Here is a 14,426-nt window from a genome sequence, read left to right on the forward strand (position 1 = left end):
GAATGCCGTGTTGTTCGGCGTGGTCGTTGTTCTCGGATATTTTTTGTGGTCGATCGTCGCCGGACGTTGAGAACAACGCTCACGTACCTTTTCCGGCATTACGCACGCGGTCTCCTTTTCCTACAATGTTCGAACAATCTCAGGTGGCGAAGCAGGTTTCGCGCCGAGGAGAATGTTTGTACATCCTGGGGATAAACGCCTACCACGGTGATGCCGCGGCTGCCTTGGTCAAAGACGGCCACCTGGTGGCCGCGGTGGAGGAAGAGCGCTTCAACCGCAAGAAGCACTGCGCCGGCTTTCCAACTCTCGCCGTGCGCTATTGCCTGGAAGAAGCAGGCATCAAGGCCTCGGACCTGGACCACATCGGCATCTCGCGCGATCCATCGGCAAACCTGCACAAAAAGATCCTGTTTTCCCTGACGCGGCTGACCAAAGTCGGCAACCTGATCGGCACGCGCCTGGCGAACGCCGCGAAAGTGCGCAGCCTGAAAGATGAATTGGCACGCGGGCTCGGCATCACCAGCGACAGCTTCCGCGCCCAGTTTCATAACGTGGAGCACCACAAGGCGCACATGGCGAGCTGTTTCCTGGTCTCGGATTTCGACCGCGCCGCCATCCTTTCCATCGACGGCTTCGGCGACTTCATCAGCACCATGTGGGGCCTTGGAGAGGGTGTGAAGATGCAGGTTCTGGGCGAGATCGAGTTTCCCCACTCGATGGGCTGCGTCTACACCGCCACCACCCAGTTTCTCGGCTTCCCGCACTATGGCGATGAAGGCAAGGTGATGGGGCTGGCACCCTACGGCAAGCCGCGGTTCCTCGATCAGTTTCGCGACATCGTCACCACCGAGAAGGACGGCCGCTTCCAGCTGAACCTCGACTACTTCCTGCATCACTCCGAGGGCGTCGACATGACGTGGGACGAGGGCTCACCCACGGTTGGCCGCATCTTCTCCGACAAGTTCATCGAAACCTTCGGCCCGGCTCGCGAGAAGGGTGGGCCGATGCGTTCACATCACGAGGACATCGCGGCATCGCTGCAGGCGCGGCTGGAGGAAGTGAGTTTCCATGTTCTGCAACACCTGTACGATCAGACGGGCAGCGACCGCCTGTGCCTGTCCGGTGGCGTGGCCTTTAACTCGGTGATGAACGGCAAAATCCTGTTGCATACGCCGTTCAAGCAGATCTATGCGCAGCCGGCCGCCGGTGACGCGGGCACCGCGGTCGGTGTTTGCTACTACCTCTATCACCTGCAACTGCACCAGCCGCGCGCTTACGTGATGGACCACGCCTACACCGGGCCGGGGTACGAGAACGGTCACATCGAATCCGCGGTACGCGATTCCGGCTTGCGCCACACTCGCCTGCAACCGGAGTGCGTGACGCGCATGGCGGCACGCGCCATTGCCGAAGGCCAGATCGTGGGTTGGTTCCAGGGCCGCATGGAGTTTGGACCGCGCGCGCTGGGAAACCGCAGCATCGTGGTCGATCCGCGCCGCGCCGAAATGAAAGACATCCTCAATGCGCGCATCAAGAAGCGGGAACCGTTTCGGCCATTCGCGCCCTCCATCCTGGAAGAACGCGTCTCCGAGTACTTCGAGCAGTCGCACCCCGCGCCCAGCATGTTGATGGTTTACCAGGTCAAAGAAGACAAGCGGGCGCAGATCCCGGCGGTGACCCACGTCGACGGTTCGGGACGGCTGCAGACCGTGTCGCGCTCCACGAACGCGCGCTACTATGACCTGATCCGCGACTTCGAGGAGATCACGGGCGTTCCCGTGGTGCTCAACACTTCCTTCAACGAAGACGAGCCAATCGTGTGTACACCACAGGAGGCGCTCAGCTGTTTCCAGCGCACCCGCATGGACAAACTTTTTCTCGGCGATTACATGGTCGAGCACTGATGTTGAGGAGCCCCGCCCAAACGCGGGAACCGGATACCGAATAGAGTGGCGGCAACAGCCCAAATTCCCGAGGCAGTGGCGAACGTAGATTTCGCAGCCGGCTGCGGCCGCAGCATCCTCATTCTGAACCAGACGTTTTATCCTGACGTTGTTTCCACGGCGCAGCACGCCGCCGATCTGGCGGTCGCGCTGGTGGGGGCCGGCTACCGGGTCACGGTTCTGACCGGCGCGCACGCTTACGACGATCCTTCCAGGGAATTCCCGGCGCGTGAAGCGTGGCGTGGTATGCAAATCATCCGCGTCAGCGGAACTGCATTTGGCAAAGGGGCGCGATGGCGCCGCGCCGCTGATTTCGGCACCTACATGGCCGCCTGCGCCGCGCGCGCCGCCCTGCTGCAACATCACGACCTCACCATTGCGCTCACCTCGCCGCCATTGATTTCCTTCCTCGGGTCTTTGTTGTTGCCGTTGAAGAAAACGGGGGCGCTGCTGTTCTGGGCCATGGACCTGAATCCCGACGAGGCCATCGCCGCGGGCTGGCTTCGCGAGCGGTCGCTCCCGGGCCGCGTGCTCTCCAGCATGCAGCTGCAAAGCATGCACCGGGCCACTCGCATCGTCGCCCTCGACGATTTCATGAAAGAGCGAATGATCGCCAAGGGACTTGCCGCCGACAAGATCGACGTCATCTCGCCGTGGACCCACGAGCCGGTGAGTTTCGATGCGGCTGCCTCCGGGGAGTTTCGCGCACAGCACGGCCTGGCGGGTAAGTTTGTGGTGATGTATTCCGGAAACCACAGTCCCTGCCATCCGCTGGACACTGTGATCGAAGCAGCGCGTCGCCTCGAATCTGATCCGCGCATCGTCTTCTGCTTCGTGGGCGGAGGCAGCGAACATCGCCGCCTGCGGGAAATCGCGCGCCAGCAAAACCTGCGCAACCTGATTTTCCTGCCCTATCAGCCGCTGGAAGAACTGGGAGCGTCGCTTTCGGCAGCCGACCTTCACCTCGTCGTCATGGGGGAACCCTTCGTCGGCATTATCCATCCGTGCAAGATTTACAACGTTCTGCGCGTCGGAGCTCCAGTTCTCTACATCGGCCCTTCGCCAAGCCACATCACCGATCTCCTCGCGGAGCTGAACAGCAGCCAAACCTACAGGGCGAATAACGGAGACGTGGAAGGCGTGGTCGAAAAAATTCTCGACGCCGCCGCTGTTCCGCATCGCGCAAATCCACGTCATGTCAGCTTCGCGGAAAAATTTTCGCACCAGGTTCTCATCTCTCGAATGCTCGATGTAGTGCGCGAGGCCTTGGCAACCAGCGAAGCGCGCGCCTGAATCGCACACTTCACAGAACCCTTGCGCAACTTGGTTCATGCTCGACTTAGCCTGCGACATCCACGAGAGGCTACGGTACGATCCAAACAACTACGGTGCAGATCAAGTTGGAAAACTTAGAGGAGCGCCCTAGGTGTTCGTAATCAGCCTGAGCAGTTTTGCCATTGCTCTGTTGCTTTCATTTGCGCTCACCCGATACGTACGGAATTCAGCGGTCAAGCGCGGATTCGTTTCGCTTCCGGACGCGGAGCGTCACATCCACACCTCGGCGTTGCCGCGAATCGGCGGCATCGCCATTTATGCCGCCCTCGTCGTCGCCCTGTTCCTTGTCCTCTCCTACGCTTATTTTCACCCGATGCACCAGACCTTCCACTTGCACACCCTGGTTTTCCTTCTGGTGCCGGGAACGCTGGTTTTCCTGCTCGGCCTCTATGACGACCTGCGAGGCATCGGCCCCTATTGGAAATTTTTCTTCCAAGGTATCGCCGCCGTGATCGTCTTTGCCGGCGGGTTGCGCATTGTCGCTCTGCCCATCCTGTTTGGCTCCTCGACATTCGGCTGGGCGGCATCGCTGGTGATCACCATCTTCTGGATTCTCTGGATTACCAACGCTTTCAACCTAATCGACGGCGTGGACGGGCTGGCCACCGGCTCGGCGCTGTTCTCCACCTTCGTGGTTTTCGTGGTTTCCGCCCTCAACGGCAATCATTTCGGATTGCTGATCACCGCCACCTTGTCGGGCGCACTGATCGGATTCCTGCGCTTTAATTTCAATCCTGCCACGATATTCCTAGGCGACTGTGGCAGCCTGTTTGTCGGTTTCATGCTGGGGGCGCTCTCCCTGCATGGGCAGAAATCGCCGACCATGGTGGCGGTTGCGATCCCGGTGGTCTCCTTCGGTTTGCCGATCCTGGAGACACTGCTCTCCGTCGTTCGGCGTTTCATGAACGGCAAGCCGCTCTTCCAGGCCGATTGCGAGCATATCCATCACAAGCTGCTGAAGCGCGGGCTGACCGTGCGCCAGACGACCCTGGTGCTGTACGCCGTGTCCGCCGCCTTCGGGCTCCTTAGCCTTTTCTTATTGTTGCCGGGCGGCGGGCCGGTGGCGCTGGTCCTCACCGTGCTCGGCGGAATCATGTGGGTGGGCGTCCAGCACCTTGGCTATCACGAATGGTTCGAAATTCAGCGCGTCGCGAAGCGCACGCTGGATCAGAAGCAGGTCATCGTCAACAACCTTGCGGTGCGCCGCGCCATGGATGAGCTGGGCGATTGCGACGGCATCAGGAAACTGCGAGCACTGCTGGCGCGGACGTTCGAGGAAAACGATTTCGACGGCTACGAACTCGAGTACCTGCCGGCCGTGAGGAACGGCATCGGTCCCGAGGCAATCCGGCTTTCCTGGTGCAAGCCGACGGCTGTCGTCCTGGGCACGTCCGCCGTCTGGCGCATGGAGTTGCCGCTCTCCGGCGACAAGGGGCGAGGCCAGTTCCGGCTCTACCGCGAATACTCCGACAAGCCGCTGATGTTCGATATCAACCTGCTGACGCGCTATTTTCCCGCGGAACTCGCGAAGGCACTGGACCGTGCCGCGCGCAACCAGATCAAGGGAGAAAAGGCGCTTGTCGCAGCGGCGGTATCGGGCTCGCGGCCGTTGCCCCAGTTCGAGACACAGGCATGAGCGCGTTTGGCGGCGTCGGTTTATCGGGCCGCACACCATGTTTTGCGGTTGTGGGGGAGGAAAGACTTGGCAAGTGCTGAGCGACGCGTACTGGTGACAGGCGCTGGTGGGTTCATCGGCCATCATCTGGTCAAGCGGCTGAAGACCGAAGGCTGTTGGGTGCGCGGCGTAGACATCAAGCCGCCGGAATACGAGCCGACGAGCGCCGACGAGTTCGAAATTCTCGACCTGCGCGGCTGGGACAACTGCCTGCTGGCGACGCGCGGCAATATCGGACAGGTCTATAACCTGGCAGCCGACATGGGCGGCATCGGTTACATTACCGCCTCCCTGGCCGATATTGCGCGCAACAACACGCTGATCAACACTCACATGCTGGAAGCAGCCCGTGCCAACGGGATCCGCAAGTTTCTCTATTCGTCCTCCGCCTGCGTTTACGCCGGCTATAAGCAGAAAGAGGCAGAGATCGCGCCGCTGAAAGAGGAGGACGCCTATCCCGCCGATCCGGAGCCCGGCTACGGGTGGGAAAAGCTGTACGCCGAGCAGCTGTGCCAGTACTACTGGCACGATTTCAGGTTCGAGACGCGGATTGTCCGCTTCCACAACGTCTATGGCCCGCTGGGTACCTACGATGGGGGCAAGGAAAAAGCGCCGGCGGCAATATCGCGCAAGGTGGCCCTGGCGAGGGACGGCGGACAGATCGAAGTTTGGGGCGACGGGCTGCAGACGCGCTCGTTCATGTACGTGGACGACTGCGTCGAGGGATTGATTCGCCTGATGGCGTCGGAATACCGCGATCCGCTCAATCTGGGGCGCGACGACATGATCTCGGTGAATGATCTGGTGAAACTGATTGCGCGCATCGCCGGAAAAACGCTGAGCATTCGCCACAATCTTTCAAAGCCGCAAGGAGTCCGCGGACGTAACAGCGACAATACGCGGCTGCGCAACGTGCTGGGCTGGGAACCGGCGATCACACTGGAGCAAGGTCTGCGGGTGACCTACCGCTGGATCGAAAGCGAACTCGCCGAAGCGGGCCAAATTCCCGCGATGGCGGTAGCGGCAGCGGCGGCGGCAACCGCGGCCCCAGCGCAGTAGATTTCCACAATCTTCACAGTTTGCACAAAGGTTCCGCGAGGAACCTCTGTGCGGCTTTGTGGATATTCCTTATCTTTTTTCCTTGCTGCTGAATGGAACAGGGGAGACGCCGCGACGCACAGGAATGATCGCGCCTTTGCTGGCGTCGGCATGGCTCATGCGCGCAATCATCTCCTGCTGGAAGTGATTCAGGAACTCGTGCATCTGGCGCTGCATTTCCTCCATGCGGGCGCGCATGTCGAGAATGATGGCAATGCCGCTGATGTTGACGCCCAAATCTCGGGCCAACGAGAGAATGACTTCCAGGCGCGCCAAGTCCTCGTCGGTATAAAGACGCGTATTCCCCTCGGTGCGCGACGGCTTGAGCAGCCCCTCGCGCTCGTACAGACGCAACGTCTGCGGATGAATGCCGTACATCTCCGCGACGGAGGAGATCATGTATGCGCCTTTGCCTCGTCTCTTCGCCATGATTCATTACTCATCCACCGAGGGCACAGAAGAAAAACATTCCTCCCTGTCCTCTGTGGCTAGACCTTGGCCCACAACTCTGCCCGCGGGTCGTCTGGGTTCAGCTTGGCCAGTTCGCGCAGCAGTTCTTTCGTCTTCTCGTCGCGCGGCATGGGGACGGCGATCTTGACCTCGACGATCTCGTCGCCGCGCTTGCCGTCTTTGATCGCCGACGGGACACCTTTTTCGCGCAAGCGCAGCTTCTGTCCCGACTGCGTGCCGGGCGGAATGCGCAGCAGGGCGCGGCCATCGATGGTGGGGACCTCGACCTTCGCGCCGAGCGCCGCTTCGGTCATGCTGACCGGCACGCTCACGTAAATATCGTCGCCCTCGCGATGGAAGACGGGATGGTCTTCCGTCTTGACGATAATGTAGAGATCACCCGGCGGGCCACCGTGCGGGCCCGCGTTTCCTTTGCCGGCAATGCGAATGCGCTGGCCGTCGCGGGTGCCGGGCTTGATGCGAACTTCGAGCGGTTCGGTGCGCTGCACCACCCCCTCGCCGCCGCAGACGTTACACGCCGACCGCTGCTTGCCGGTGCCGCCACAGCGCGGGCACACGGTGTTGAACTTCATGCGCCCGCTGGTCTGCTGGATGTGTCCGGAGCCTTTGCACTCCGGGCAGACGCCCGGCGATTCGATGTAGCCGCGCCCGTGGCACTTGGCGCAGCTATCCAGACGGGTGATATTCAAGCGCATCACGGCGCCGCGGATCGCCTGCCAGAAGCCGACACTGACCTGGTATTCCAAGTCGGTGCCGGGTTCCGGCTCTTCCTGGACGGCGGCGCCGCCGCGGCCGCCGCTGAACATGCTGGAGAAGATGTCACGGAACCCGCCGCCACCGCGACGCTGTTGCTGCGGACCACCGCCACCCTCAAACATGTCGGAGAAATCGAAGCCGCTGAAATCGAAGGGCACTTCCTGACCTTGGCCGCGCCCGCCGCCCGGAGGCGGACCGCCAAAGCCGCCGGCGCCGAAGCCGCCGCCCCGCGCGTAGGCCTCCGCCGCAGCCGGGTCGATATTGTCGCTGTAGTAGCCGAGTTGATCGTAGATCTTGCGCTTCTTGGGATCGCTCAGGACGTCGTTGGCCTCGGAGATCAGCTTGAATTTTTCTTCCGCCGACTTGTCGCCGGGATTGACGTCAGGATGGTACTTGCGCGCCAGCTTGCGAAACGCCTTACGAATCTCATCGGGGGAGGCGGACTTCTTCACTCCGAGAGTTTCGTAATAGTTTTTGGTGGCGGTGGCCATGGCGTTCAATCGCTAGTTCACACTCTCCGAGTCGAGGTTGGCCGCGACTTCTTCCGGGCCGATAGGGGCGTCGTCGTGCAGGACGGCCAGGATTTCAACTCCGTTTCGGGTCGGCTTGAAGACAAACCAACGTCCTTCCTCGGGGAGGAAATTCAGGAAATATGGTTGTTGATTAACGTTGAATTGCAATTCTTGGGCCTCGCTTCTGTCGCCCCGGCGGGGCTCACTCGTATTTTGCGCGCAACCCACGGCTTACGCCGTGGGCTGCACATTCTGCCGCGCTTCGCGCTTCCGGACGTGTCACGTCGCGCTGTGGACGTGTTCGGCTGATGCGCGTCGCGCTCACCCCAGCGGCTAAAGCCGCCAATGATGTGGCGCCCGGGCGGCACGGCTAAAGCCGTGCCCTACCCGGTTGGGGAGCGTTAACCATCAACCTTTGACCGCGCGGACAGCTATGCCACCGACTCTTACTTCTTCTCGTCCACGTCGACGTACTCGGCGTCGATCACGCCTTCGTCTTTCTTCTTCTCTTCGCTTCCGGCTCCGCCATTGGCGCCTGGTTGCGGACCCGCCTGCGGACCTGCGCCAGGTGCGCCACCTTGCGGCTGGGCTTGGCGGTACATGGCTTCGGCCAGCTTGTGAGAAGCCTGCGTCAGCCGGTCCTTGGCCGCGTTCATGGCCTTGGCGTCGCTGCCTTCCAGCGCTTTCTTGGCGTCGGCGACAGCCGCCTCGACATCGCCACGCTCGCTTCCGGAGATTTTGTCACCGTGCTCGCGCAGCATCTTGTCGACGTTGTAGACCATGGAGTCGAGTTGGTTGCGGGCCTCGATCTCTTCGCGCTTGGCCTTGTCCTCGGTGGAATGCGCGTCGGCTTCCTTGGCCATGCGTTCGACTTCTTCCTTGCTCAGGCCCGAGGAAGACGTAATCGTGATCTTCTGGTCCTTCTGCGTGGCCATGTCCTTCGCCGTGACGTTGAGAATGCCATTGGCATCGATGTCGAAGGTAACCTCAATCTGCGGCACGCCACGCGGAGCCGGGGGAATGCCGGTCAGGTGGAACTTGCCGAGCGTGCGATTGTCGCGCGCCAAGGGACGTTCGCCCTGCAGCACGTGAACCTCAACCGAGGTCTGGCTATCGGCCGCGGTGGAGAAGGTCTCCGTTTTGCGCGTTGGGATCGTGGTGTTGCGGGGAATCATCGGCGTGGCTACGCCGCCCAGCGTCTCGATCGCCAGCGTCAGAGGGGTGACGTCGAGCAGCAGCAGGTCCTTGACCTCTCCGCCGAGCACACCGCCCTGGATGGCCGCGCCGATGGCAACCACTTCGTCCGGGTTGACGCCCTTGTGCGGCTCCTTGCCGAACAGCTCCTTGACCAACGCCTGAATGCGAGGCATGCGCGTCTGACCGCCGACCAGCACCACTTCATCAATCTTGCTGGGGTCGATGCCGGCATCCTTCAAGCAGGCGCGACACGGGCCCACGGAGCGCTGGATGATGTCTTCGACCATCGACTCCAACTTGGCGCGGGTCAGCCGCTTCACCAGGTGCTTGGGGCCGCTGGCATCGGCGGTGATGAAAGGCAGGTTGATCTCGGTTTCCATGGTGGTGGAGAGTTCGATCTTGGCGCGTTCGGCGGCGTCGCGCAGACGCTGCAGCGCCATTTCGTTGCCCTTGCCGCGCAGGTCGAGACCTTCGTCCTTGCGGAACTCATCGACGAGCCAATCGACAATGCGCTGGTCGATGTTGTCGCCGCCGAGGTGGGTGTCGCCGTTGGTGGCTTTCACCTCGATAACGCCTTCACCGACTTCCAGGATGGAAATGTCGAAGGTGCCGCCGCCGAAATCGTAAACCGCGATGGTCTCGTCCTTCTTCTTGTCCAAACCGTAAGCGAGCGCGGCCGCGGTAGGCTCGTTGATGATGCGCTTAACTTCGAGGCCGGCAATCTTGCCAGCGTCCTTGGTGGCCTGGCGCTGCGCGTCGTTGAAATAGGCGGGCACGGTAATGACCGCGTCGGTGACAGCGCCGCCCAAGTAGTCCTCGGCCGCCTTCTTCAGCTTGCCGAGAATCATGGCCGAAACCTCGGGCGGGGTGTGCTCCTTGCCTTGGGCCACGACGGCCACGTGGTCGCCGGAACGGACGACCTTGTAAGGGACCATCTTCATCTCTTCGTTCACTTCGTCAAAACGGCGTCCCATGAACCGCTTGATGGAATAAATTGTGTTTTCCGGGTTGGTGATCGCCTGGCGCTTGGCGACTTGCCCAACCAGGCGCTCGCCGGTCTTAGTGAAGCCGACGACCGAGGGGGTGGTGCGGCCACCTTCCTCGTTGGGGATAACCTTGGGCTCGCCACCCTCCATGACGGCGACCACCGAGTTGGTCGTACCCAGGTCGATGCCTATAATCTTTCCCATGGGATGCTGCCTCCTACTTCGTAAGTCATTATAATCGTTGCACTTTTCTCATGAACTCTGGTTTTATAGCAGGAGCAATATAAGACTTGAGTGTAACGTTGTCAAGTTGTTAGATGTGACAAGGCAAATGGAAGATGCAGGGCCAGTGCCCGGCAGCTAGTGGTTAGCAGCTCGTGGTGGTGAGCATGAGCCGCGGGGGAACGGAACACCGGCTCAATCGAATCTTTCGTAAAGAATCGCCTTCCGGTCCCAGCCCAATTGCTTCAACAGATCGCGGTTCGCCAGAACCATGTCCTTGAGCCCGCAGATGTAGGCGTCCATGTCAGTGCGACCTGCCGCGAGATGCCGAACGTGCTCCTGCACGTAGCCACGGGCCCCGGTCCAGCCGGGGTTTTCGCGGCTCAGGGTCGGAAGATAATGGAAATTGGGATGCTCATGCGCCAGTTGCAGGAACTCGTCGTTGTAGTAGAGATCAGCCTGGTAGCGCACGCCGAACAGCAGCCAGAATTCATGTCCGCGGTGGCGCGAGTCATCGGCGAAAAGCCACTGCAGCATGCCTCGCAATGGCGCGATGCCGGTTCCGGTTCCGATAAAGAGAGAATCACGCACCGGGTCCTTGAGCACGAAATAACCGTGGGGCCCGTGGAACGGGACTTTCTCCCCTTCGGGAAGATCGCAAAGAAAATTTGAAAAAAAGCCCTCTTGTACGCGGTTGAGGCAGAGGTCGAAGGTGTTGTTGCCGCGCGGAGGCGAGGCGATGGAGTAGGCACGCGTGATCTCGCGGCCGTCATGCGGTTCCTTCATCGAGACGAACTGCCCGGCAGTGAAGTCGAAGCGGGGAAGTTCTTCGACCGAGAATTCCAGGTGCTTGGTGTCGCCCGAGAGCGGGACGGAGCGCACCAGGCGTGCGGTCAACAGTTGGCGGTGAGTGGACACTGGTTTCATTCTAAAGAATGCCGTTGCCCTTGGCCATTGGCCGTAACTCAGCAATCAGCAGTCAGCGATGGGCAGAGCAAAACGTAGTCGCCGGCGAGGGCGCCCCCGCCACAAACGTTCGGGTCGCATAAACGGCAGTTCCGGCGAGGCGCCGGGCCTGCATTGTCAGAATTTGGACGGTGCGGACGAACCGAAAGTTCGTTGGCTAACCGCCAATGGCGATCTATTCCACGGTCACCGACTTCGCCAAATTCCGCGGCTGGTCGACGTCGCAGCCGCGGCGCACGGCGATGTGGTACGCCAGCAGCTGCAGCGGCACGATCTCGAGGATGGGCACCAGCATCTCCGGCGCGGGGGGCACGTAGATGACGTGGTCGGCAGCTTCGCGAATTTCCTCGTCGCCCTCGGTGGCGACCGCGATTACCCGCCCGCTGCGCGCCTTCACCTCTTTCAGGTTGGACAGCGTCTTCTCATAGCGCATTTGCGAGCCCGGGTCCTTGGGATCGCAGGTGGCGAGGATCACCACCGGAAGATCTTCGTCAATCAGCGCGTTGGGGCCGTGCTTCATCTCGCCGGCGGGATAGCCCTCGGCGTGGATGTAGGAAATTTCCTTGAGCTTGAGGGCGCCTTCCAGCGCGATGGGATAGTGAATGCCGCGGCCGAGGAAGAGGAAATCCTGGGCGCGGTGGTATTCCTTGGCCAAGTCTTCCGCTTCTTCTTCCTTGGCCAGCACGGACTCCAGCTTGCCGGGGATCTTGCCCAGTTCGCCGATGTACATGCGCGCCTCATCGTGGGTGATGCTGTTGCGCACGTTCGCCAGGTAGAGCGAGAAGAGAAACAGAGCGGTCAATTGCGCTGTGAAGGCCTTGGTCGAAGCAACGCCGATCTCCGGGCCGGCATGGGTGTAGATGGTGCCGTTGGCTTCGCGGGTGACCATGGAACCTACGACGTTGCAGATGCCAATCGTTTTCGAGCCCTTGGAGCGGGCTTCGCGTTGGGCGGCAATGGTGTCGGCGGTCTCGCCCGACTGCGTTATCAGCATGGTGAGATCGTTGGGCGCAACGATCGGATCGCGATAACGCCATTCGCTGGCGTAGTCGACTTCCACCGGGACCCGCGCCAGGCGCTCGATCATGAACTTGCCGGCTTGCGCGGCGTGCCAACTGGTGCCGCAGGCAGCGATGTTCACCTTGCCGAGCTTGGCGAATTCGCTCTCGGTGATTTCCATCTCCTCGAGGAAAATTTTGCCGCTGTCGAGGGAGACGCGGCCCAGAGTGGTGTCGCGGACGGCGCGCGGCTGCTCATAAATTTCTTTGAGCATGAAATGCTTGAAACCGCCCTTTTCCGCCATGATGGGATCCCAGGTGACGTGCTGCACCTGGCGCACGATGGGGTTGCCGTCGAAGTCGCTGAGCTGGACACCTTCCGGCGTGATGACCGCGAGGTCGCCATCGGCCAGGAAAAAAAGGTCGCGCGTGTGATAGAGGATGGCGGGTACGTCGGAGGCGACAAAGTATTCGTCCTTGCCCAGCCCGATGACCGCCGGCGGGCCATTGCGCGCGGCGACAATCTTGTCGCGCTCGTCCACGGAAATCACCGCCAGGGCATAAACGCCGTGCAGTTCCTTTACCGTCTTGCGAACGGCCTCTTCCAGCGAGGGACGCGCGCCGCCATTGTGCGGCTTCAGATGCTTCTCGACCAGGTGGGCAATGACCTCGGTATCGGTTTCGGTGGAGAACTTATGGCCTTCCTCGGCGAGCTTGCGTTTCAGCTGCAGGTAATTCTCGATGATCCCGTTGTGCACCACGACCACACGGCCGGTGCAGTCACGGTGGGGATGGGCATTCTCCTCGGTGGGGCGTCCGTGGGTGGCCCAGCGGGTGTGGCCAATGCCGTAGGTGCCGTCGAGGGGCTTGAGGCGGATCACCTCTTCCAGGTTGCGCAGCTTGCCTTCGGCGCGGCGAACCTGAAGGCCGTCTCCATTTCCAGCAACCGCGATGCCGGCGGAATCGTAGCCACGGTACTCAAGCCGGCGCAGGCCTTCAATGATGACCGGCACTACGCGCTTCTTGCCTACATATCCAACAATGCCACACACGTGAATACCCTCGAAAAGCTGGCTTGTCTCAGGAGTTCAGCCGAAGGCTGCCGCCCGGCTGGAACTTGAGCCGGCAGCACCATGATATTGGATTCTCGCCCGAGCGGATATGATTCCGCCACTTACCCCGGTAACGAAAGACTTCCAGGCGATGATTAATGTGCTTCCAGGGAGTAACGGAACTCCTCGATCACCGGATTGGTGAGGACCTCGCGAGCGATGCGTTCGACCTCCTGGCGGGCACGCGCTTCATCCAACCCATCGACCGTAACCTCGAAGTACTTGCCCTGGCGTACATCGGTCACCGCTTGAAAGCCCATCTTGCGGAGTGCGCCATGAATGGTTTTGCCCTGCGGGTCGAGCACCGTCTTCTTGAGCGACACGTACACGTAGGCTTTCATGAGTAGGGAAATTATACAGCGTACGCGCAGGCGCTCTCGATGGCGGGCAACAGCAAATTCATTGCCCGAATCGCAAGCACTGGGAGGACATCCATGGCCGACGTAAACAAACAGCAAGATCAGGACCTCCGCTTCCGCTGTGCGGATGTCGGGGACAAGAACTGCAAATGGGAAGCCCGTGGCCGCAACGAAGACGACATCATGCAGCAAGCCGAGCAGCACGGCCGCGAAAAGCACAACCTCCACATGGACGACAACATGCGCCAGAAAGTCCGTGGCGCCATCCAGCGTAAAGCAGCGTAAGACGAGTTGTCGGTTATCGGTTTTCGGTGGACGGTTCCGATTTCGAAATCGATCGCCGAGAACCGACAGCCGATCAGCAGACGATAACCATGACCATCGCGGCGGTTCGCGGAGACACCGCAGCTGAGTCTCGGGTCAGCTCAGCCCAGCTCTCGATTTCGGACAACAGCCTGGGCCGGTGGTGAATCCCTTCTTGAAGAAATCCAACCAACGGAAGGGGAACTATGGCTCGCGACAAAGGGAAAAAAGCGCCTTTAGGACACCTTCACCTGCGATGCGCCGACGTCACCGACCCGAATTGTCATTGGGAAGTCCGGGGCCACGATGATGCCGACATCATGAAGCAAATGGAACAGCATGCCCACGAGGCGCACAACGTCATGCACCTCGACAATGGCGTCCGTAACCGCATCCGAAGCGTCATTCACACCAAGAAAGCGGCATAACGGCGGCACCGCAGAGTCGCATCAGCCACCGAGGAAGCACATAGCGGTTTCCAGGTTGGTTTCCA

Annotated in this window: 13 protein-coding genes; 6 read left to right on the forward strand and 7 right to left on the reverse strand. The window is 60.9% G+C overall.

Going from position 1 to position 14,426, the window contains the following annotated elements; all coding sequences use genetic code 11:
* The first annotated feature begins 125 nt into the window (after positions 1-125).
* From VFI82_00315 to VFI82_00330, 4 genes are all read left to right on the forward strand, one after another.
* Positions 126-1,904 carry a carbamoyltransferase C-terminal domain-containing protein gene (locus VFI82_00315; GenBank protein HET7183096.1) on the forward strand — a complete coding sequence of 593 codons (1,779 nt, stop codon included), beginning with the start codon at positions 126-128 and terminating at the stop codon, positions 1,902-1,904.
* Positions 1,905-1,949: 45 nt separating this feature from the next.
* Positions 1,950-3,236 (forward strand): glycosyltransferase family 4 protein, encoded by a 1,287-nt coding sequence (locus tag VFI82_00320; GenBank protein ID HET7183097.1) that lies wholly within the window; start codon positions 1,950-1,952, stop codon positions 3,234-3,236.
* A gap of 133 nt (positions 3,237-3,369) precedes the next feature.
* Positions 3,370-4,914, forward strand: coding sequence for an MraY family glycosyltransferase (locus tag VFI82_00325; protein ID HET7183098.1), 1,545 nt, complete (start codon positions 3,370-3,372; stop codon positions 4,912-4,914).
* 66 nt (positions 4,915-4,980) lie between these two features.
* The gene (locus VFI82_00330) at positions 4,981-6,012 is read left to right on the forward strand and encodes an NAD-dependent epimerase/dehydratase family protein (protein ID HET7183099.1); all 1,032 of its coding nucleotides are present in this window, start codon (positions 4,981-4,983) and stop codon (positions 6,010-6,012) included.
* 69 nt (positions 6,013-6,081) lie between these two features.
* Here the strand turns inward: VFI82_00330 and VFI82_00335 are convergent, their stop codons facing one another.
* The 7 genes from VFI82_00335 to purS all read right to left on the reverse strand — a co-directional run bounded on the left by VFI82_00335 (position 6,082) and on the right by purS (position 13,612).
* The gene (locus VFI82_00335) at positions 6,082-6,483 is read right to left on the reverse strand and encodes a helix-turn-helix transcriptional regulator (GenBank protein ID HET7183100.1); all 402 of its coding nucleotides are present in this window, start codon (positions 6,481-6,483) and stop codon (positions 6,082-6,084) included.
* Positions 6,484-6,539: 56 nt separating this feature from the next.
* Positions 6,540-7,769 (reverse strand): J domain-containing protein, encoded by a 1,230-nt coding sequence (locus VFI82_00340; protein HET7183101.1) that lies wholly within the window; start codon positions 7,767-7,769, stop codon positions 6,540-6,542.
* A gap of 12 nt (positions 7,770-7,781) precedes the next feature.
* A complete protein-coding gene (locus tag VFI82_00345) occupies positions 7,782-7,958 on the reverse strand; it encodes a hypothetical protein (protein ID HET7183102.1) in 177 nt (58 codons plus the stop codon).
* A 278-nt stretch (positions 7,959-8,236) separates the two neighbouring features.
* The gene (dnaK, locus tag VFI82_00350) at positions 8,237-10,177 is read right to left on the reverse strand and encodes a molecular chaperone DnaK (protein HET7183103.1); all 1,941 of its coding nucleotides are present in this window, start codon (positions 10,175-10,177) and stop codon (positions 8,237-8,239) included.
* A gap of 213 nt (positions 10,178-10,390) precedes the next feature.
* Positions 10,391-11,113, reverse strand: coding sequence for an FAD-dependent oxidoreductase (locus VFI82_00355; protein HET7183104.1), 723 nt, complete (start codon positions 11,111-11,113; stop codon positions 10,391-10,393).
* A gap of 223 nt (positions 11,114-11,336) precedes the next feature.
* Positions 11,337-13,211 carry a glutamine--fructose-6-phosphate transaminase (isomerizing) gene (gene glmS, locus VFI82_00360; GenBank protein HET7183105.1) on the reverse strand — a complete coding sequence of 625 codons (1,875 nt, stop codon included), beginning with the start codon at positions 13,209-13,211 and terminating at the stop codon, positions 11,337-11,339.
* Between the two features lie 155 nt (positions 13,212-13,366).
* Positions 13,367-13,612, reverse strand: a complete 246-nt coding sequence (gene purS / locus VFI82_00365; GenBank protein ID HET7183106.1) for a phosphoribosylformylglycinamidine synthase subunit PurS — start codon at positions 13,610-13,612, stop codon at positions 13,367-13,369.
* A gap of 93 nt (positions 13,613-13,705) precedes the next feature.
* Between purS and VFI82_00370 the strand changes: the two genes are divergently transcribed.
* Together VFI82_00370 and VFI82_00375 are read left to right on the forward strand one after the other, a co-directional pair.
* A complete protein-coding gene (locus tag VFI82_00370; protein ID HET7183107.1) occupies positions 13,706-13,915 on the forward strand; it encodes a DUF1059 domain-containing protein in 210 nt (69 codons plus the stop codon).
* 224 nt (positions 13,916-14,139) lie between these two features.
* Positions 14,140-14,361: a DUF1059 domain-containing protein gene (locus VFI82_00375; GenBank protein HET7183108.1), complete on the forward strand. Its 222-nt coding sequence runs from the start codon at positions 14,140-14,142 to the stop codon at positions 14,359-14,361.
* The last annotated feature ends 65 nt before the right edge of the window (positions 14,362-14,426 follow it).

The sequence above is a fragment of the Terriglobales bacterium genome, from assembly GCA_035691485.1.
Lineage (GTDB): Bacteria > Acidobacteriota > Terriglobia > Terriglobales > Acidobacteriaceae > JAIQGF01.

Bases quoted from the DNA above. Each gene is read 5' to 3' on its own strand.
- VFI82_00315 (HET7183096.1), top strand. From the start codon at position 126: ATGTTCGAACAATCTCAGGTGGCGAAGCAGGTTTCGCGCCGAGGAGAA.
- VFI82_00340 (HET7183101.1), bottom strand. From the start codon at position 7,769: ATGGCCACCGCCACCAAAAACTATTACGAAACTCTCGGAGTGAAGAAG.
- dnaK (HET7183103.1), bottom strand. From the start codon at position 10,177: ATGGGAAAGATTATAGGCATCGACCTGGGTACGACCAACTCGGTGGTC.
- purS (HET7183106.1), bottom strand. From the start codon at position 13,612: ATGAAAGCCTACGTGTACGTGTCGCTCAAGAAGACGGTGCTCGACCCG.
- VFI82_00370 (HET7183107.1), top strand. From the start codon at position 13,706: ATGGCCGACGTAAACAAACAGCAAGATCAGGACCTCCGCTTCCGCTGT.
- VFI82_00375 (HET7183108.1), top strand. From the start codon at position 14,140: ATGGCTCGCGACAAAGGGAAAAAAGCGCCTTTAGGACACCTTCACCTG.